Source organism: Pseudomonas sp. LD120 (assembly GCF_009861525.1).
In the GTDB taxonomy this organism is placed as follows: domain Bacteria; phylum Pseudomonadota; class Gammaproteobacteria; order Pseudomonadales; family Pseudomonadaceae; genus Aquipseudomonas.
This window is the reverse complement of sequence record NZ_WVHL01000003.1, coordinates 1,347,308-1,366,387: the sequence shown is the minus strand read 5'-3', so window position 1 is coordinate 1,366,387 and position 19,080 is coordinate 1,347,308. Positions and strand designations below refer to the sequence as shown.

General features: G+C 64.6%; 21 protein-coding genes. 9 read left to right on the top strand and 12 right to left on the bottom strand.

Features of this window, described 5'->3' with window-relative positions:
* Together PLD_RS12430 and PLD_RS12425 are read left to right on the top strand one after the other, a co-directional pair.
* Complete coding sequence (locus PLD_RS12430; RefSeq protein WP_159892984.1) at positions 1-222, top strand: hypothetical protein; 222 nt, start codon at positions 1-3, stop codon at positions 220-222.
* A gap of 83 nt (positions 223-305) precedes the next feature.
* Complete coding sequence (locus PLD_RS12425; protein ID WP_159892982.1) at positions 306-755, top strand: PTS sugar transporter subunit IIA; 450 nt, start codon at positions 306-308, stop codon at positions 753-755.
* 119 nt (positions 756-874) lie between these two features.
* Here PLD_RS12425 and PLD_RS30690 read toward each other — a convergent pair whose 3' ends face one another.
* Positions 875-1,003, bottom strand: a complete 129-nt coding sequence (locus PLD_RS30690) for a hypothetical protein (RefSeq protein ID WP_256674605.1) — start codon at positions 1,001-1,003, stop codon at positions 875-877.
* A 3-nt stretch (positions 1,004-1,006) separates the two neighbouring features.
* The gene (locus tag PLD_RS12420) at positions 1,007-2,308 is read right to left on the bottom strand and encodes a serine hydrolase (protein WP_256674604.1); all 1,302 of its coding nucleotides are present in this window, start codon (positions 2,306-2,308) and stop codon (positions 1,007-1,009) included.
* 188 nt (positions 2,309-2,496) lie between these two features.
* Between PLD_RS12420 and PLD_RS12415 the strand changes: the two genes are divergently transcribed.
* Both PLD_RS12415 and PLD_RS12410 read left to right on the top strand, forming a co-directional pair.
* Positions 2,497-3,279, top strand: coding sequence for an ATP-grasp domain-containing protein (locus PLD_RS12415; protein ID WP_159892980.1), 783 nt, complete (start codon positions 2,497-2,499; stop codon positions 3,277-3,279).
* Positions 3,266-3,523, top strand: a complete 258-nt coding sequence (locus tag PLD_RS12410; protein ID WP_256674603.1) for a hypothetical protein — start codon at positions 3,266-3,268, stop codon at positions 3,521-3,523. Before PLD_RS12415 ends, PLD_RS12410 begins: the two co-directional genes overlap by 14 nt.
* Positions 3,524-3,580: 57 nt before the next feature.
* Here the strand turns inward: PLD_RS12410 and PLD_RS12405 are convergent, their stop codons facing one another.
* Positions 3,581-4,069 carry an Lrp/AsnC family transcriptional regulator gene (locus PLD_RS12405; protein ID WP_170004083.1) on the bottom strand — a complete coding sequence of 163 codons (489 nt, stop codon included), beginning with the start codon at positions 4,067-4,069 and terminating at the stop codon, positions 3,581-3,583.
* Positions 4,070-4,202: 133 nt separating this feature from the next.
* Here PLD_RS12405 and PLD_RS12400 point away from each other — a divergent pair, with 133 nt between their 5' ends.
* The 4 genes from PLD_RS12400 to PLD_RS12385 all read left to right on the top strand — a co-directional run bounded on the left by PLD_RS12400 (position 4,203) and on the right by PLD_RS12385 (position 9,221).
* Positions 4,203-5,231: a histone deacetylase family protein gene (locus tag PLD_RS12400; RefSeq protein ID WP_178116151.1), complete on the top strand. Its 1,029-nt coding sequence runs from the start codon at positions 4,203-4,205 to the stop codon at positions 5,229-5,231.
* 57 nt (positions 5,232-5,288) lie between these two features.
* Positions 5,289-6,350 (top strand): ornithine cyclodeaminase, encoded by a 1,062-nt coding sequence (locus PLD_RS12395; RefSeq protein WP_159892976.1) that lies wholly within the window; start codon positions 5,289-5,291, stop codon positions 6,348-6,350.
* Between the two features lie 155 nt (positions 6,351-6,505).
* Positions 6,506-7,921, top strand: a complete 1,416-nt coding sequence (locus tag PLD_RS12390; protein WP_159892974.1) for an amino acid permease — start codon at positions 6,506-6,508, stop codon at positions 7,919-7,921.
* Positions 7,922-8,051: 130 nt separating this feature from the next.
* Positions 8,052-9,221, top strand: coding sequence for a hypothetical protein (locus tag PLD_RS12385; RefSeq protein WP_159892972.1), 1,170 nt, complete (start codon positions 8,052-8,054; stop codon positions 9,219-9,221).
* 33 nt (positions 9,222-9,254) lie between these two features.
* Here the strand turns inward: PLD_RS12385 and PLD_RS12380 are convergent, their stop codons facing one another.
* The 3 genes from PLD_RS12380 to PLD_RS12370 are packed head-to-tail and all read right to left on the bottom strand — an operon-like array spanning position 9,255 to position 13,361.
* The gene (locus PLD_RS12380; RefSeq protein ID WP_159892970.1) at positions 9,255-10,595 is read right to left on the bottom strand and encodes an MFS transporter; all 1,341 of its coding nucleotides are present in this window, start codon (positions 10,593-10,595) and stop codon (positions 9,255-9,257) included.
* A gap of 43 nt (positions 10,596-10,638) precedes the next feature.
* Positions 10,639-12,180 (bottom strand): class I adenylate-forming enzyme family protein, encoded by a 1,542-nt coding sequence (locus tag PLD_RS12375; protein ID WP_159892968.1) that lies wholly within the window; start codon positions 12,178-12,180, stop codon positions 10,639-10,641.
* 2 nt (positions 12,181-12,182) lie between these two features.
* Positions 12,183-13,361: an acetyl-CoA acetyltransferase gene (locus PLD_RS12370; protein ID WP_159892966.1), complete on the bottom strand. Its 1,179-nt coding sequence runs from the start codon at positions 13,359-13,361 to the stop codon at positions 12,183-12,185.
* A gap of 145 nt (positions 13,362-13,506) precedes the next feature.
* Between PLD_RS12370 and PLD_RS12365 the strand changes: the two genes are divergently transcribed.
* The gene (locus PLD_RS12365; protein WP_159892964.1) at positions 13,507-14,079 is read left to right on the top strand and encodes a LuxR C-terminal-related transcriptional regulator; all 573 of its coding nucleotides are present in this window, start codon (positions 13,507-13,509) and stop codon (positions 14,077-14,079) included.
* Here the strand turns inward: PLD_RS12365 and PLD_RS12360 are convergent.
* The 6 genes from PLD_RS12360 to PLD_RS12335 all read right to left on the bottom strand — a co-directional run bounded on the left by PLD_RS12360 (position 14,072) and on the right by PLD_RS12335 (position 18,991).
* On the bottom strand, positions 14,072-14,602 hold the full coding sequence (locus PLD_RS12360) for a hypothetical protein (RefSeq protein WP_159892962.1): 531 nt from the start codon (positions 14,600-14,602) through the stop codon (positions 14,072-14,074). The genes PLD_RS12365 and PLD_RS12360 overlap by 8 nt on opposite strands.
* A gap of 81 nt (positions 14,603-14,683) precedes the next feature.
* Positions 14,684-15,196: a hypothetical protein gene (locus tag PLD_RS12355; RefSeq protein ID WP_123724290.1), complete on the bottom strand. Its 513-nt coding sequence runs from the start codon at positions 15,194-15,196 to the stop codon at positions 14,684-14,686.
* Between the two features lie 81 nt (positions 15,197-15,277).
* Entirely contained in the window at positions 15,278-16,252 is a 975-nt protein-coding gene (locus tag PLD_RS12350; RefSeq protein WP_159892960.1) for a cyclase family protein, read from the bottom strand.
* A 197-nt stretch (positions 16,253-16,449) separates the two neighbouring features.
* Positions 16,450-16,953 (bottom strand): glucose 1-dehydrogenase, encoded by a 504-nt coding sequence (locus PLD_RS12345; protein ID WP_306110127.1) that lies wholly within the window; start codon positions 16,951-16,953, stop codon positions 16,450-16,452.
* Complete coding sequence (locus PLD_RS12340) at positions 16,863-17,930, bottom strand: tartrate dehydrogenase (RefSeq protein ID WP_306110122.1); 1,068 nt, start codon at positions 17,928-17,930, stop codon at positions 16,863-16,865. Before PLD_RS12340 ends, PLD_RS12345 begins: the two co-directional genes overlap by 91 nt.
* A 161-nt stretch (positions 17,931-18,091) precedes the next feature.
* Positions 18,092-18,991 (bottom strand): LysR family transcriptional regulator, encoded by a 900-nt coding sequence (locus tag PLD_RS12335; protein ID WP_159892958.1) that lies wholly within the window; start codon positions 18,989-18,991, stop codon positions 18,092-18,094.
* Positions 18,992-19,080: the final 89 nt, after the last annotated feature.

The following is a 19,080-nucleotide window of genomic DNA, read 5'->3' as shown; positions in this document are numbered from 1 at the left end:
ATGAAATCCGGAGCCAACCGCTACCGCTACGACGCCTGCGGCCGCCTGGCCGAAAAAATCGTCGACCGCCACGGCTTCCGCCCCCAGCGCTGGCAATACCGCTGGAACAGCGACAACCGCCTCACCGACCTCTACACCCCAGCGACGAACACTGGCGCTATGAGTACGACGACTTCGCTCACTCCCTTGCCACCCGCCAGCCCCCACCTAAAGAGTTCGTAAAGACTGCCCGGCCGCCACTGACCCAGCCAGGCAAATGCGCTTCAATTCTCCTTGAGCCAAGCCTGAAACGCCCGGAGAAGCCCATGAGCAAGCTTGCCCGCTATCTGCAGGTCGAGGACATCCTCCTCGACGTCAATATCTCGAACAAACAGCGCCTGTTCGAACAGGTTGGCCAGCATCTTCAAGAGACCCGGCAACTGCCCGGCGATTGGGTCACGGCCAGTCTGTGGCGCCGGGAACTGGCCGCCAGCACCGCCATCGGCGATGGTGTGGCCGTGCCCCATGCGCGGCTCACCGAGCTCGACAGCATCCATGCGTTGTACCTGCGGCCGCAGACCGCCATGGCCTTTGCCGCACCCGACCAGCAGCCGGTGAGCGATATCCTCGTGCTGTTAGTGCCCGCCCCCGCCGATCAGCAACACCTGGAACTGTTGGCGGACACTGCACGGCTGTTCTCCAATCCACGCTTTCGTCAGGCGCTGCTGCGTTGCCACGATGCGTCGCAGGTCAAGCAATTGGTTGACCACTGGTAGTCCCCCAAAGGTCCTGGTCCGAGGTGCTGGCCAGGTGGTGGGGCTTCCAGGTCTAAAATGCTCGCCTCGAAAGGCTGCAAGAAGGCCCCGACTGTCCGTTACCAGCATGCGGCCCGAAGCTATTGCACCGTCACCTTCCTGAAGCGCAGATTGCGCGCCACGCTGCTGGTCAACACGGCGCCCTCCTCGGCAAAGCTGATCACCCCCAGTTCACCGGCGCGAAAGCGCTCCGTCGTCAGCGACTGCAAAGGTTAGCTGTGCTGGCCGATACGTACGTAGAGCTTGCCTTGCCGGGGGTAGACCTTGAGCTGTCCGGGGCTGGTTTGCAGGGCGTAGAGGCCGACATAACGACGAATATCCTCGGGTTTCCAAGCCGGGGCCAGGACGTAGGTCGAGGCCGGGTTGTTGCTGACGATCCGTGCCCCCGGTGCCGCCGCGAGATAGATCGGGATGCCGTCGTTGTCCGCCACCATCAGTTGATCGCTCTGGCGGAGCAACGGCAGGACCTCATGAAAGGTGTCCAGGACAAACCCCTTTCCGGTGCGTTGCAGTTGGAACTGATGACCGAGATCATCCAGGTAGGTGCCGGCCACCAAGGTATTCAAGAACGCCTTGGGCACCGCCTTGATGCTCGGCGGCGGCGCCGGAATGCCCGTGTCCCGGGGCAACCAGAACGGGCCGAGCAGGACATCCAGCAAGCGATGCCCGCGCTCCGACGCCTCCCCTTCCGTGCTGTTGCACAGGACCACAGTGGCCACATCCAGCTTCGGGTACCAGGCCACATCGGTGCTGAAACCGGCCCAACTGCCGCTGTGGGACACCTCTTGCAGGCCCCGATAACTGCGGTTGGCCAGGCCCATGCCGTAATAGCCCGGGTCACCGTCGTTGAAGGGCTCGGTCTGGCGCATCTTCTCCACCAGCGCCGTGCCCCCGACCCGCCCCATGGACAGGTTGCGCAACCACAGCATCAGGTCCGCCACAGTGCTGTGCACCTGACCGTCGCCGGTCCGTTCCCAGCGGGCGTCCACAGCTTCGGGGCCCTTGGACGGCTCGCCCTGTTCATAGCCCTGGGCCAGGTTCGGCAACTGCACCGGGTACTGATCGACAATGCTCGAGCGACTCATGCCCAGGAGCTCGAACAGATGGGCTCGACTGTAGTCCTTGAGGGGCATGCCGGCGGCTCGCTCGGCGATGCTCGACAACAGTACACAACCGCTGTTGCTGAAGCTGAATTCGCTGCCGGGGGGAAACATCAGGGCGTTCTGCTTGAACAGCAGATCCAGGGCCTGTTGCTGGGTGAAGCGCTGGGTCAGGGGAATCCCCGCCAACTCCGCCAGCAGCATGTAGTCCTGCAGGCCCGAGGTGTGGTGCAGCAGATGACGGATCTGGATGCCCTCGGCATAGGCCGGCAACTCCGGCACAAAGCGCCGGATCGAGTCATCCAGATCCAGGCGGCCTTGGGCTTCGAGCTCAAGGATGGCAAAACCGGTGAACTGCTTGGACGGGGGGGGCCTCTGGTCACGTCGATCCTTCAGGCTCCTCGGAAGGCGCACCAGTATCCCCATGGCAAACATTGGAATCTGTCTGCAGTCAGTGATTTTCCGTGAATAAACGTGCAGGGATATGAGGCGCTGCAGGCCCAGGAACAAAGCCTGCAAAAATGCCGTTATCATCCACCGCTCGAACGCCATCCTCACCGCGTCCCTCAACCCGGCCCCACTTTCACTCGATGGAACCTGCCATGCACCTGCTGTATCCCAGCGACCCGTTCGACCCCAAACGCCCGGACGAGCACTACCTGGACGAGTACGAGGCGGTGCTGGCCGCTGGCCTGAACGCCTCGCTGTTCTCTTTCGAGGATTTCGAAAGCGGCCGTTTCAAGGCTTCCCCGGCCGTGCCAGACGACGAGCCGGTGCTCTACCGCGGCTGGATGTTGACGCCCGAGGGCTACGGCGCACTGCTCGAACACTTGCACGCCAAGGACGCCAAGGAGTTCACCTCCCTGGCCCACTACCGGCACTGCCATCACCTGCCAGCGTGGTATCCGCTGCTGGCCCGGTACACCAGCGAGACCCGGGTACTGGCGCCCGACACCGACTTTATCCAGGCACTGGCAGACCTGAACTGGCCGGGTTATTTCATCAAGGACTACGTCAAGTCGCTGAACACCGGCAGCGGCAGCCTGGTGGATTCGCCGGCAGACATAGCCCCATTGGTAGAGCGCATGCGTCAGTATCGCGGCCAGATCGAGGGAGGCATCTGTGTCCGGCGCCGGGAGGACTACCTGAAGGACAGCGAACGGCGCTACTTCGTGCTCAACGGCAAGGCCCATGCGGCACAAGGCGAGGTGCCGGCACTGGTGAACGAGTGCGCTGCGCTGATCGACAGCCGGTTTTTTTCGGTGGATGTGGTCTTGCGGGCCGACGGCGTGCTGCGTCTGGTGGAACTGGGAGACGGTCAGGTATCGGACCGCAAGGAGTGGTCGGCGCAGCGCTTTACCGCCATGCTCGGTGCTGCCGACTGAGCACAGCTCAGCGCAGCAAGCGCCGCAGCCCCGCTTCAAAAGCGCCCTCAAGCCCCTGCTGCGCCTGCTGGGGCTGTTCGATCCGCTGCTGCGGGAGATGGTGGAGATGCACTACCTGATCAGCTCGCCGCTGATCCTCGATGATTCGGCCCTGCAAGGCTTGATCGGGCCCATCGCCAAGACATCCTATGCCGAAGGCGTGCGCCGGACCTTGCAGGCGGCGCACAACGCCCGACAGCCGTGAAGTCGCCTAGAAGACCGCCACCTGATCAGCGGAGCGTTCCAGTAACCGGGGTTCGACTCAACGGGCCGGTGCCGGGGCAATCGCCAGGCGACTGGTGGCCTTGATCTCCCGCAGCGCCAGGCTCGACTGGATCGAGGCGATGCCCGGCTGGCGCCTGAGCACCTGCTCGACAAAATCGCTGTAGCTGTCCAGGTCCTGGGCCAGCACCTGCAACAGGTAGTCGGCGTCACCGGTGATCTTGTGGCAGGCCTGGACCTCGGGCAAACGCATGATCACCGCCTCGAAGTCATCCGGAGTCTGGTCGGAGTGGGTGGCAAAACGCACATGCACGAAGGCCATGATGTCCAGCCCCAGCAGGCGCCGGTCGAGGTTGGCCTGGTAATCCTTGATCACCCCCTCCTCTTCCATGCGTTTGCGCCGGCGCCAGCAGGGGGTGAGGCTCAGGGACAGGCGCTCGCTGAGTTCGGCGTTGGAAATGCTCGCGTCCTGCTGCAACAGGGCGAGGATCGCCAGGTCGGTTTCGTCCAGGGACACCCTTCGAGTCATTTTTTTCACAAGTAGCCACTCATTGGAAAAATATTACCCAAAACTCTAATTCCATCAGAACAAAAAGCAAAGAAGTCGCAGCCATGCCGGAACAAACTATTTGCACCGGACAACAACAATGGATGCGTTCAGCATGCTTACCGTCTTCAGCGAATCCCACCGCCTGCACCACGGCACCGAGTTGAAGGATGGGGTGCTCAAGCCCTCCTTCGAGCAACCCAGCCGGGCCGATACGGTCCGCGACCGGGTCAGGCACGTGGGGCTTGGCGACATCATCGTCCCCCGCCGTTTCGACCGCTCCTGCTACGTCGCCGCCCACAGTGAACGCTACGTGACCTTCCTGGAAAGCGCCTGGAGCGAATGGCGCGCCACCGGCCGCAGCCACGACGCCCTGCCCCTGGTGTGGCCGGTACGCGACCTGGCCAACCAGCAGGTGCCGGAGTTCATCGACGGCAAGCTGGGCTTCTTCGCCATGGATGCCGGCTCGCCCATCACCGCCACCACCTGGAATGCCGTGCGCACCAGCGCCGATATTGCCCTCACCGGCCTGGCGCTGATCGACGAAGGCCAGGACAGTGCCTTTGCCCTGTGCCGTCCGCCGGGCCATCACGCGGCACGGGAATACATGGGGGGCTACTGCTACCTGAACAACGCCGCCATTGCCGCACAACACGCCGTGACCCGGGGCGCGAAACGCGTGGCGGTGCTGGACGTGGACTTCCACCACGGCAACGGCACCCAGAACATTTTCTACGAGCGTGATGACGTCCTGTTCGTCTCGCTGCACGGCGATCCGGCGGTCTCCTACCCCTACTACTCGGGGTTCGCCGCGGAGCGTGGGGCCGGCGCCGGCGAAGGCTGCAACCTGAACGTCCCCCTGCCCCGAGGCACCACCTGGCAGCGCTACCGGGAAGCACTGATCCAGGCCTGCGTCCGGCTTCGCGAGTTCTCCCCGGAGCTGCTGGTGGTGTCCCTGGGCGTCGACACCTTCAAGGACGATCCCATCAGCCACTTCCTTCTGGAAAGCGAGGATTTCCTCGGCATGGGCCAAGTCATCGCCGGCGTGGGCGTACCCACGTTGTTCGTCATGGAGGGCGGCTACATGGTGGATGAGATCGGCATCAACGCGGTCAATGTGCTCCACGGCCATGCCAACCGCTAATGCACCAGCGTCGCACTGCCCAGCAGTTTTCAACGTTCTGACCGAGAGGGAAAAGACATGACCTTGTTCATCGATGTGGATCACGCAGCGGACCTGTATTCACGCCTGGGCATAGGCCGGGCGATCCGGGAAATGGCCGGCTACATCCAGGCCGACTACCAGCGCTGGCAAGCCTTCGAGAAATCCCCGCGCACCGCCAATCACTCCGCCACTGGCGTCATCGAGCTGATGCCCGCCGACGATGGCCAGCAGTACGCGTTCAAGTACGTCAATGGCCACCCCGGCAATCCCGCCCGGCACCTGCTGACGGTGATGGCTTTCGGCGTGCTGGCCCAGGTCGACAGCGGCTACCCGGTGCTGCTCAGCGAGCTGACCCTGACCACCGCGTTGCGCACCGCCGCCACTTCAGCGCTGGTGGCGCAATCCCTGGCCCGCAAGGACGCCCGCCGCATGGCGCTCATCGGCAACGGCGCCCAGAGTGAATTCCAGGCCATCGCCTTTCATGAAATGCTCGGCATCAGCGAGCTGCGGATCTTCGACATCGACATCGACGCGTCCCACAAGCTCAAGCACAACCTGCAGGCCTGGCCGGGGCTCGAGGTGCGCATCGCCGACTCGGTGGCCGATGCGGTCAAGGGCGCGGACATCGTGACCACGGTCACCGCGGACAAGGCCTACGCCACCATCCTCACCCCCGAACTGATCGAGCCGGGCATGCACCTCAACGCCGTGGGCGGCGATTGCCCGGGCAAGACCGAGCTGCACGCGGACATCCTGCGCAACGCCCGGGTGATCGTCGAGTTCGAACCCCAGACCCGCATCGAAGGCGATATCCAGCAGATGCCGGCGCACTTCCCGGTCACCGAGTACTTCCGCGTTGCCCAGGGCCTGGCGCCGGGCCGCGAGCATGAGGCCCAGGTCACGGTGTTCGACTCGGTGGGTTTCGCCCTGGAAGACTTCGCGTCCCTGCGCTACCTGCATGACCTGGCACGCCAGCACGGCATCGGCGAGCAGATTCAGCTGGTGCCCACGCCGGCCAATATCAAGGACCTGTACCAGTTGCTGCAACAGCGCCCCGCCCCCCTGGCGACGGCACCACGACGGATCACCGCCGGCTGAAAGAACGCTCCTGTGGCCCATGAACAGGGAACCGGCTTCGTGCCCCTGTTCACGGGCAATACCTGACCCGGCTGCACCACAACAATCACAGACCGCAGCCCCCAACGACCTTCCACTGCCAAAACTCGACAACTATAAAATCAAGAGGTTTTGTGATGATTCCAGATACCTTAGGGGCCTCCGAGCATCCGAAGCTGCAACGCACCCTGCATAACCGTCATATCCAGCTCATGGCCATGGGCGGCGCCATCGGCACCGGGCTGTTCATGGGCTCGGGCAAGATCATCGCCATGTCCGGCACCTCGATCATCCTGATCTACATGATCATCGGCCTGTTCGTGTACCTGGTGATGCGCGCCATGGGCGAGCTGCTGCTGTCGAACCTGAACTTCAAGAGCTTTGCCGATTTCGCCGGTGCCTACCTGGGGCCCCAGGCGGCGTTCTTCCTCGGCTGGTCCTACTGGCTGAGCTGGAGCGTCGCGGTGGTGGGTGATGCCGTGGTGGTGGGCGGCTTCTTCCAGTACTGGTTCCCCGATGTACCGGCCTGGGTTCCCGCCATCGCCATGATGCTGACCCTGTTCGCCCTCAACGTGCTGACGGTGAAACTGTTCGGCGAGGTGGAGTTCTGGTTCGCCATCATCAAGATCATCGCCGTGGTCACCCTGATCGCGGTGAGCCTGGTGCTGATCGCCACCGCCTTTGTCTCGCCGTCCGGGGTGAGCGCCTCCCTAAACCACCTGCTGGACCGCCAGGCCGCCTTTCCCAACGGCCTGCTGGGCTTCTTCGCCGGTTTCCAGATGGCGATCTTCTCCTTTGCCGGCACCGAGCTGATCGGCACCGCCGCGGCGGAGACCCGCGACCCGCGCCGGACCCTGCCCCGGGCCATCAACGCGATTCCGCTGCGCATCATCCTGTTCTATGTGCTGGCCCTGGCATGCATCATCGCCGTGACCTCCTGGCAGCAGGTGTCGCCGAGCAAGAGCCCGTTCGTGGAGTTGTTCCTGATCGCCGGCTTCCCCGCTGCGGCGGGCATCGTCAATTTCGTGGTGCTGACCTCCGCGGCTTCCTCGGCCAACAGCGGCGTGTTCTCCGCCAGTCGCATGCTCTTCGGCCTGGCGGACCAGGGTAACGCACCACGCGTGTTCAAACGTCTGTCAGGGCATAGCGTGCCGGTGATCAGCCTGGCCTTCACCAGCCTGCTGATGCTGCTGGGGGTGCTGTTGCTGTACGTGGTTCCGGAGGTGATGACCGCCTTCACCCTGGTGTCGACGGTGTCGGCGATCCTGGTGATCTTCACCTGGTCGACCATCCTCGCGTCCTACATCGCCTACCGCAAAAAGCACCCTGAACTGCACGCCGGTTCCCAGTACAAGATGCCGGGCGGCGTGCCCCTGGCCTGGTTCGCCCTGGCGTTCCTGCTGTTCGTCCTGGCATTGCTGGCCCTGCGCCCGGATACCCGCATGGCCCTGTGCGTGATGCCGGCGTGGTTCGTCTGGCTGGCCATTGCCTATCGCCTGACGGCCGGGCGCAAGGGGCGGACACCAGTGCAAGCGGCGGCGCAATACCGCTGAGGCGCGAGCCTGAAAGACTGGGCCAGGGACCGGCCCTGTCGGAGCCCGGTCCTGCGTGCAAAAGCATCGACAGAGCCCCCCTCGTCTTGTTCTACTCCCGCCGCCATCGCCGTTGCCAGGGAGTGCCCACATGCAAGTCGCAGGACCCACCTTTGAAGAGGTGTTCAGGAAAAACCTCAAACGCGTCCTCAACTACTGGAGCCAGATCGGCACCGTCATCGGCCTGAGCGCCGCCGCGCTGGGGCTGTTCAGCCTGTACATGTACACCCGGGCCATCGGCCGCACCGACCTGTTCATGGCCTCCATCGATGCCAGATCGGCGCTGGTGGTCTGGCTGGTCATGGTGCTGTTTCTCATGCTGATCTACTTGCTGCTGCTGACGGTCACCACCCTGCTGTTCGGGCTGGCAAACGATGTGTTTCGCAACACTCCAGAACACATGAACGATGTGGTGGTATGGCTGACCTTGCCGGTCCTGGCAGGCTTCCTGGCCCTGATCGTGCTCAGCTACTACGTGCATCTGGGTGAGGCACTGGCGTCGCTGATACTGGTGGCGGTGGTGGTACTGGTGACAGCGCTGGTGATGTCACGCCCCGCGTTCAAACGCGTGATCCACAGCAGTCTGGAGAAACACCCCGCTGCGGGCAGGGGCACCTGGGGTGGCCTGTTCGTGCCCCTGACACTCTGCCTGCTGGGCACGGTGATCTCGGGGATCTTCACCAGCCTGCTGATCATCAATGCCTACAGCAACGAAGTGTCCAATGACTCGCCACACTTACCGGCCTTGTTGAACTTCCTGGGGCTGCTCTTCTCCTTGCTGCCCATCGTGTTCTTCTACTGCAAGGCCGGTAGTCCCTACAAACGGGTCTTCTATGCCCTGATGTGCACCCTGCTCCTGACCGCAGCATTTCTTCTGGTGCTGCCCGGAGCCATGAGCCAGATCACCTACAAGGCCGCCGGCAGCCTGGATGTGCGTCAGGACGGAATCGAACGATTCGTGCTGCACGATGACCTCGAACTGCATGACCTGGACCCACTGATGTGGAACACCCGCCTGACCTCTGAGCGGCGCCTGGAAGTTCAAGGCTTTCAACTCTTCTCTTTCGGCGAGGCCCTGTTGATCTGCCCCAAGGGGCTGCGCAACCTAGCGCTGAACCAGATGCACCGCTATACCCGCACCTGCATCAGGACCCGCAACAGCGCGGTAACCCGCAAGCCGGCAAAACCGCTGTATGGCCAAAACCGCACCTGTGCCGGTGCCGCGCCACCGGCGGCATGCTGGAAACCCCAAGGCTTCTGAATCCCCCACCTGCTGAACCCCCAGGCCGCAGGCTCAGGGCGCCGGGTTGACCATCAACGAGGGTTCCAGGCTGTCTTGGTTGTGCGAGCCAGGAGCGCAGGCGACAAAGTCCTCCTTGCGCAGCACCACCAGGGCAATTAACGACACCACCCCGGTGGCCACGTAGAAATACCAGGGCGAGGTGATGTCGCCGGTGAGCTTGATCAGCCAGGTGGAGATCAGCGGTGCACTGCCGCCGAACACCGCCACCGGAATGTTGTAGGCCACGGCAATCCCGGTGGAGCGGATGCGGGTCGGCAGCAGTTCGCTCATCAGCGCGTAGGTCGAGGACGCGTAGAACCCGAACAGGATCGCCACCGCCATCAACGGCCAGAACAGCGTGGCCGGGGTGGCGTTGGGCGCGGTCTTGAAGAACCAGTACATGGCCAGGGTAGCCAGGGTGCCGATCACCATCAGGAACGGCTTGCGTCCGTAGCGATCGGTGAAGGCGCCGCCCAGAGGCATGACCAGCGCCGCCGAGAGGCTGGCGACGAACACGTAAAGCAAGGTGGTGCCACTGTCGAACTTGAGGGTGTTGGACATGTAAGTCGAGGCGAAGGTCAGCACCAGGTAAAAGATCGAGCTGTGCAAGGTGATGATGAAAAACACCAGGGCAATCGAGCGCTTCCACTGCCAGACTTCGCGCAGCGGTGCCTTGGAGGTCTGCCCGGCCTGCGCCAGGGCAAGGAACTCCGGGCTGTCTTCCAGCTTCAGGCGGATGTACAGGGAAATGAAGCCCAAAGGACCGGCGAGCAGGAACGGAACGCGCCAGCCCCAATCCTGCATCAGGTCCGCGCCCAGGACCCAGGTCATGCCATTGGCCACCGCGCCGCCCAGCAACAGGCCGAGCACCGCGGTGACCATCAACCAGCAGGTGGCAAAGCCGCGGCGCCCAGGGCCGGCGTATTCGGCAATGAAGCTGGTGATGGTGCCGATCTCGCCACCGGCGGAGAAGCCCTGCACACAGCGGATCAGCACCAGGAGAATCGGCGCGGCGATGCCGATGCTGGCGTAGGTCGGCAACAGGCCGAGGAGGAAGGTCGAGCCGGCCATCAGCACCAGCACCGTGATCAGGGTCTGGCGCCGGCCGATGCGGTCCGCCAACGGGCCGAAGAACAGGCCGCCCAGGGGACGGATGAAAAAGCTCAGGGCAAAGGCCGCGAAACTCGCCAGCAGGCTGCTGGTGGGGTCATCGGAGACGAAGAACGCCTGGCCGATGTACAGCGCCAGAAAGCCGTAGACGCCGTAGTCGTACCACTCGATCAAGTGGCCGGAGGTGGCGCCGATAAAGGCCCGGCGCCGCTGGCGCTGGGGGTTGCAAGAGGACACGTCCATGTTGGGAGACTCCTGTCGTACTGCGGTCCATGGGAAAGCGCGTTCAGCGGTCGGCAATGGCCCCGGTGGGGTCCTGCAGCCACTGACGCAAGCGGGTCTTGAGAATCTTGCCGTAGCTGTTCTTCGGCAGCTCGGCGCAAAACAGGTATTTGCGCGGTTTCTTGAACGACGCCATGCGCGTCACGAACCACTGGTTGAGCGCCTGCGGGTCGAGGCTGTGGGGGCGGCGCGCAACCACGAAGGCCACCACCGACTCGCCCCATTCGGCATCCGCCTCACCCACCACGCACACCTCGAACACCCCGGGATGCTGCATCAGCACCTCCTCCACTTCCCGCGGGTAGATGTTGCTGCCACCGGAAATGATCACATCCTTGGAGCGGTCGGTCAGGGTCAGCAAACCGCGGTGGTCGAGAAAACCGATATCGCCGGTGAGCAACCAGCCGTCCACCAGGGTCGCCCGGGTGGCGGCCGGGTTGTCCCAGTAGCCGTGCATCACCGGGGCGCCGCGCACGGCGATTTCCCCGGGCTCGCCGGCCGGCAGCGGCTGACCCTGGGCATCGAGGATGCGCACCTCGACACAGGCCTGCGGACGCCCGACTGACGCCGCGATAGCCGGCCAGTCCGGGTGCTGGCGCTCGGCAATCAGCTCCCGGGACAGCGCGCTGATGCTCATCGGGCACTCGCCCTGGCCGTAGATCTGCACCAGCCGCGGGCCGAAGGTGTCCAGGGCCTGGGCCAGGTCCGCCTGGTACATCGGTGCCCCGCCGTAGACGATGGTCTTGATGCCCGTGCCGTCATAGCCTTGCTGCCGGGCCTGCTCGACCATGCGCTTGACCATGGTCGGCGCGGCAAACAGGCTGACCTGCCCCAGTTCCTGCGCCAGCCCGAACAGCTCTGGCGCATCGAACCCCTGGGACTCCGGCACCACATGCCGGGCACCACAGCGCACGTGAATGAAGTTGTACAGCCCGGCGCCGTGAGACATCGGCGCGGCATAGACCAGCGCATCAGTGGCCTGCACCGGATCGACATCCAGCGGGTAACACAGCGACATGGCGATCAAGTTGCCGTGGGACAGCATCACCCCCTTGGAACGACCGGTGGTGCCCGAGGTGTAGAACAGCCAGGCCAGCTCGTCGTCGGCGCACGACCAAGGCTCGCGCAGTTCGCCGTCCGGGGCGCCAGCCGGCACCGGCATGACGTCGCCGGGCACCTCGAGGCAATCGGCGGGCAAGTCCGGCAGCTCGAAGGTCCGGCCGCCGTCGGTGAAGATCAACCTGGCCCCGGCATTGCCGACGATCCAGGCCGCCTCCCGCGGATGCAGCTTGCTGTTGACCGGCACCGCCACCGCCCCGCTCCACCAGATGGCGTAGAGCAGTTCCAGGTAGTCGCAACTGTTCTTCATCAGCAACGCCACCCGCTCCCCCGGAGCGATGCCATGGCCGTGGCGCAACTGCAGGGCCCGAGCCCGGGCCCGGGTTGCGAAGTCCTGATAGTCGGCCACCTGGCGGCAGCCCGCGAACAGCGCTGGACGCTGGGGCCAGCGTTGGGCCGCATCCAGCAGCCAATGGGCGATGTTCATGCTCAGGCCCTGACCGCTTGCAGGACCGAGGCGTAGTTGGCCACCGCCATCCCGCCCATGTTGAACAGCAAGCCGAACTCGGCACGGGGCACGCCCAGGCCAATGGGCTCGCCGATCAATTGGCGAAAGCCCAGGGCATGCATCGAGACCCCGGTGGCACCCACCGGGTGGCCCTTGGCCTTGAGTCCACCGGACAGGTTGACCGGCAAACGACCGCCCTGGCGCACGATGCCCTCATCCAGCGCCCGATGGCCTTCGCCCTTGGGCGCCAGGCCCATGGCCTCATAGATCAACAGCTCGGCGATGGTGAAGCAGTCATGGACCTCGGCGAAGTTCATGTCCCCCAGGCTCACCCCGGCCTCGCGCAAGGCGCCGTGGATGGCCCGCTGCGGGCCGTCGAAGGCGAGGATGTCGCGACTGGCCATCGGCAGCAGGTCATTAACCTGGCTCAGGGAGCGGATCGCCACTTCGCGCCGGAACGAGCGGGCGCGCTGCGGTGACGCCAGGACAATGGCCGCCGCGCCATCACTGATCAGCGAGCAGTCGGTGAGGCGCAGCGACGGCGCAATCAGCGGATTGCTCTGGGACACCTGGTTGCAATGCTCGAAGTCCATCGGCCGATGCATCTGCGCCAGGGGGTTGGCCATGGCATTGGCGTGGTTCTTCACCGCAATCGCCGCCATCGAGGCCAGCGGGCTGTGGTAGCGCTCGGTGTACTGCTGCGCGACCCGGGCAAACAGCTGCGCAAAGCTCAGGCCGGCCTCCTGTGGATCATTCTGGTAACCGGCTCCGGCCAGGGCTTGGGTGACCTCGGCGGTGGAGTTGCCGGTCATCTTTTCCGCCCCCACCACCAGCACCAGTTCAGCGGCGCCGCTGCGGATCGCGTTGACCCCGGCCTGAATCGCCGCCGAGCCCGAGGCGCAGGCGTTCTCGCAGCGGGTGGCCGGTTTGAAGCGCAATTGCGGGTCGGCCTGGAGCATCAGCGAGGCCGGAAAACCGTCCGGCACCAGGCCTGAGTTGAAGTGTCCGAGGAACAGGGCGTCGATCTCGGCGGCATCGATTGCGGCATCGGCCAGGGCCTCGCGGGTGACCTGGACAATCAGGTCCTCCAGGGTCAGCCCCTGGAGGCGACCGAACGATGTGTGGGCGGCAGCGACAATGGATACGGAAGCATGATTCATGGTGATTTTCTTCTGTGCTTGAAGCGGACGTTCCATACAATGGCGAGCGCCACAATCAGACGCTAGTTGGGGCAACTACGTACACCAGTAAGTAGTGCCCCCCGCGCCAGAGCGGCGCAACGACTTCCACGAGGCAGGATGCCCCATGACCGTATATGCCCAGCAGCTCCAGGACCTAGAGCGCCTGGCCTTCCAGGTTTCCCCCGCACCGCAGTTGATCACTGGGCATCGGCGCATGCTCGATTGCAACCAGGCCTTCCTGCGCCTGTTCGGCTATGAGCGCGAACAACTGCTCGATCACCTGACCCTGTTGCTGTACCCGTCCCAGGCCGACTACCAGAGCATTGGCGAGCGCAGCGAACACTGGCTGCGCAACGGCCAGGGCGGGTCCTATACCGACGAACGCTTTATGCAGCACCGCAATGGCGAAGTGTTCTGGGCCCGGGCCCACGGTTTTTCCCTGACCCCGGACGACCCGTTCGGGCTGATGATCTGGCACTTCGAACGCCTGGACCGGCCGTTGGCGCCAACCGTGCGCCTGACCCCACGCGAGCGCGAGATCTCGCTGCACATCGTCAACGGCCTGACCTGCAAGGAAGTGGCGCGCAAGCTGGCGATCTCCCACCGCACGGTGGAGGTGCACCGCGCCCGGCTGATGAAGAAGCTGCAGGCCAAGAACAGCGCCGAGCTGGTGTCGAAGATCATCTACATCAGCTAGACGCTTGCCCCAGCACCTCGCTGGCGCTCAGCCGCAGCAACTTCAAGGGCCCGATCGTCCCACCCTCCAGGCTACCGCCCTGGTTCAGCACCTTATTCGCCGCGTTCATCTCGGCGCTGTGTTGCGTCACGCTGACAAAGGTGCTGTGCGGCAACTCCTCGCTCCAGCCGTCTTCGAGCGTGTTGTAGGCCAGCATCAAGGCGGCGGTGAAATAGTGCTGGCTGGAAACCGGGATCTTAACCTCCTGGTCATTGTCGTCGTAGGCGATGAAGTGACCGACGAAGGTCTCCACCCCCAGGCGCTTGAGCAGCGGCCAACTCAGGGCCGAGGGCACGAAGGCGTTGAGCTTCTCGGCGACGATGGCCGAGTAGCCACGGGCCTGGAGCATCTGCACGATCTGGTCTTCGCTGGCCTTGGGGTGGGCGCCCATCACTTGCAGGGCTTCGACCACGGCCTGATGGGCGCTCTGGTGGTCGGGGTTTTCGGCGCAGTGCGCGCAGTTGGGCGGGCAGGTATCGGTCACGGGAGGCGAAGGTCCATATCGGTCTCAAAAAATGAGCCGCAGGGTAACCCCATGGCCTGCGGCCCGCCAGTGTCCGGGCGCTTACTCAAGCGCCGCCCTGGCATCCAGACGCAGCAGTTGCACAGGCTCCAGGGTGGCCCCCTGCAGGGACTCCCCGGCATACAGCGCCTCGTTGGCCATGGCCATTTCGGCGCTGCGGCCAGCCACCATTTCGTAGGTCTTGCGCGGCAGCACCTCGCTCCAGCCGTTTTCGAAGGTGTTGTATGCCAGGGTCAGCGCGGCGGTGAAGTAGTGCTGGCCGGCCACCGGAACCCGGACCTCCTCACCCTTCTCATCCAGGGCGATGAAGTGGTTGGGCAGGTGTTTCACCCCCAGGCGCTTGAGCACGATCCAGGCCAGGGCCGATGGCACGAAGGCGTTGAGTTTTTCAGCGGCGATGGCCGAGTAGCCACGCGCCTGCAGCAGTTGGACGATGTCGTCCTCGCTGGCCTCGGGGTGGTCGGCCATCAACCCCAGGGTATCGAGTACGCCCTGATGGGCATTGGCGTGATCCAGGCAGCAGCTGCAGTCCGGCGAGTGCGAATCGTCATGCATGATCGGTCGATGATCCCTATCGGTCTTGGTGAGGGGGCGCAGGATAAACCCTGCGCCCGCCTCTCCACCAGCAAGCGCCGGTTACTTGATGACGATGGGGTTCACCGGTGCCCCGCTGCCGCCGACGATCTTCAACGGCGCGGCGGTGTAGAGGAAGGTCCACTGACCGTCGGCGGCGCAATCCTCGGCCAGGTCTTCGAGCAGCACGATCTCGGTGAAGGCGATCCCCAGGTTGCGCATCAGCGCGCAGTGCAGCGGGATCTGCACCCCGGATACCGGGTCGGTGATCACTTCGTTGGCGATGGTGTCGGTCACCAGATTGGGGATTTCCATCTGGTTGAACCAGTCCACCAGTTCGCGGCTGTAGGTCAGCCCCGGCTCTACCAGGTCCTTGAAGAACTCGGTCTTGCCGTACTCGTAGAAGGCGCCCATGGAACCGGTGCGGATGATCAGGATGTCGCGTTTCTCGATGGCCACGCCCTGGGCCTTGGCGGCGGCCAGCAGGTCCAGGTGATTGAAGGTCTCGCCGCGGCCCAGGTACTTCTTGCCGCGGTGCCGGGCCATGTCGATCAGCACCGCGCGGCCCACCACGCCGCGTTCGGCAATCGGCAGCACGCTGGCCTTGGCCATGCCGCCGACGGTGCTGCTGGCGTCGTAGCCGTTCCACAGCTGGTTGTCGTACCAGGCGTGGCCCAGGGCGTCGTACTGGGTCGAGCCCTGCAACTGCATGAAGATCACGTCGTCGCAGTACTCGGCGCCGCCGGTCATCGACGGCTGCTTGCCGGCCTGATAGTGGCTGCGGTCCAGGGTGTTGAAGCGCATCGAAGGGTTGCGCGCCGGCCACATCGGGTCGCCGCCGGGGTGGCCGATCTGCACCTGCAGGGTGAAGGTCTTGCCCTGGCGCACCGCGGCGACACCGCGCAGCACCTCGGCCTGTTGCAGATAGTTGAGGGCGCCAACCTCGTCGTCCGGGCCCCATTTGCCCCAGTTCTTCGGCAGGCCCTCAAGAAGCTGCTGGGTATTGGGGTGGTTGTTGTCGTTATCGATCCCACACATGTCGACTGCACTCCATTGATTGGGTTGAAACGGGCGCAAATGCCCGCGGGGCCTTGCTTGGGAATTGCCTGCCGAACCTCCGGCGTCTTCAAGATCGTTGCGTCTCCTGCGCAGCCGTTCGCAGCCTGCGGCAGCGGCTACACAAAATGCGGGTTACCCGATCTGAGCGGCCCTGGCCTGAAGGGTTCTACAGGTCATCAGACGCAGCGTCCACCATCCACTTCCAGGCAGGTGCCGGTGATGAACGCAGCCTCGTCACAGGCCAGGTACAGGCAGGCGTTGGCCACATCCTGGGGGGTGGAGAAGCGCCCCAGGGGAATGCTGGCCATGAACTTCTGGCGGTTTTCCGGGGTGTCCGGCACGCCCATGAACTCACTGAGCAGCGCCGTGGCACCCACCACCGGGTTGACGCAGTTGACGCGGATGTTGTCCGGTCCGAACTCGGCGGCCATGGTCTTGCTCATCACCACCGCCGCGCCCTTGCTGCCGTTGTACCAGACCAGGCCGGGACGCGGACGGATCGCTGCGGTGGAGGCGATGTTGATGAACGCCCCGCCGCCCCGGCCACGAAAATGCGGCACGAAGTGCTTGGCGCTGAGGAAGATGCTTTTCACGTTGACCGCGAACACCCGGTCGAACTCGGCCTCGTCGACTTCCAGCATCGGCCGGTTGCGGTGGGTGGTGCCGGCGTTGTTGACCACGATGTCCAGGCCGCCGTACTGCTCCAGGGTGTTGCGCAACAAGGCGCCGCCGACCAGATCTGGCCGATCGGGTTGGCCACGCCAAGGCCGGCGATGTCCGGCGCCGAGCCGTGCACCGGCTCGAACAGCGAAGGGTACAGACGCTCCGGGTTGAGGTTGGCCGAGGGCGCGATGCCGATGGTGCCGGTGCAGGCCGGGCCCAGGTCGGAGAGGATGTCGCCGAACAGGTTGGACGCCACCACCACATCGAACCAGTCCGGGTGCTGGACGAAGTGCGCGCAGAGAATGTCGATGTGGAACTTGCGCGTGTCGACCTCGGGGTAGGCCTTGGCCAGCGCCTCCACTCGCTCATCCCAGAACGGCATGGTGATGGCGATGCCATTGGACTTGGTGGCCGCCACCAGGTTGCGCCGGGGCCGGCGGCTGGCCAGCTCGAAGGCGTACTGCACCACCCGGTCGACGCCGTGGCGGGAGAACACCGACTCCTGCAAGGCAATCTCCCGCGAGGTGCCCTCCCACATGCGGCCACCGACGCTGGAATATTCGCCTTCGGTGTTTTCCCGCACCACGATGAAATCGATGTCCCCCGGCGCCCGCCCGGCCAGCGGGCACGGGACCCCGGGCATCAGGCGCACCGGGCGGATGTTCACGTACTGGTCGAACTGGCGGCGGATCTTCAGCAATGAATCCCACACTGCAACATGGTCGGGGACGATGTCCGGCGCGCCCACGGCGCCGAAGAAGATCGCCTCGTGGTCACCGATCTGCTCGGCCCAGTCGGCGGGCATCATGCTGCCGTGGGCCTGGTAGTGCTCGCTGCACCAGTTGAAATGATCGTACTCAAGATCGATGCCGAAGCGCCGACTGACGGCTTCCAGCACGCGCAAGCCTTCAGGAACCACCTCGCGGCCGATGCCGTCACCGGCGATCACCGCGATGCGATGGGGAGGTTTTACAGCGGGATTGATCCTGGACAAGCCGTCTCTCCTGGTCTGACGTGTTGTTGTTATCGAGGCAGGTCAAGCGCACGGGCGAGCCCATTCTGGGCACGGGGAAGCGCCCAGGGGAATTGCTCATTGTGGAAACCGCCTTCGCAAAATTCGAAGGCTCGCGGCGCCAGGCAGCCAGGGGCCCGCGACTAGGGCGGCGGCGCGCTGCGATCGCAGTCAGCCAGGTAGTCGAACAGCTCGCGGCTGGCCAGGGACGGTTGCTCCCGGCGTCGGCACAGGAACATCTGGCGATCGGCCCAGGGGTCGTCGATTTCGATAAAACGCAAGGCCATCTCCTTGCGAAAGATCTGCACCGCGCCCTGGGGCAACACCCCCACGCCCTGCCCGGCGGCAATCAGCCGGCACACCGCCTCGAAGCTGCGCCCCTGCACCCGCAGGCGCAGGGGCATGCTCACCGCCGCCGCGGCTTCGGTGATCAGCGGGGTGATGGCGGCGTTGTCTTCCAGGCCGACGAAGTCGTAGCCCAGCAAGTCCTGGAAACGCGCATGGCTCATCTTGAACGGGTGCTCCTGGGGCACGATCAGGCACAGGCGGTCGCGGCAATAGGGCTTGAAGTACAGGTCCCGGGCCTGGGGCAAGGTGGTGACGATGCCCACATCCGCGATGCCGTCGCGCACCGCCAGAAGAATCTCGCGGCTGCGCTCTTCGCGGATGTCCACGCGAATCCCCGGGTGCAGCTCGCTCCACTGGGTCAATTGCCGGGGCAGTTCCTGGCTCATCGCCGAGCTGTTGGCGTACAGGCTGACCCGGCCGGTGGCGCCCTTGGCAAAGTCGGCCAGGTCAGCGTGCATCACATCCACCGCTCGCAGGAGGCTGCGGGCATGTTCGGCCAGGGCCTGCCCCGCCGCCGTCGGCTGCACCCTGGTGGAGGTGCGGGTCAGCAGCGCCACCTTGACGTGTTGCTCCAGCAGCGACAGGCGCCGGCTGGCGGCGGACAGCGACAGGTGCGACTGCTCGGCGGCCCGGGACAGGTTGCCCAGGGTCAGGGCCTTGAGAAACAGCTCAATGGACGTCAGGTCCGAGGCCATGGCAGGTTCCTCGTGCGCAGTCCGTGGAAACTACCCACTCGGGCCGACCCTGTCTAACCTGACGCGGCGCTTGCGGGGCTACCGCGCCG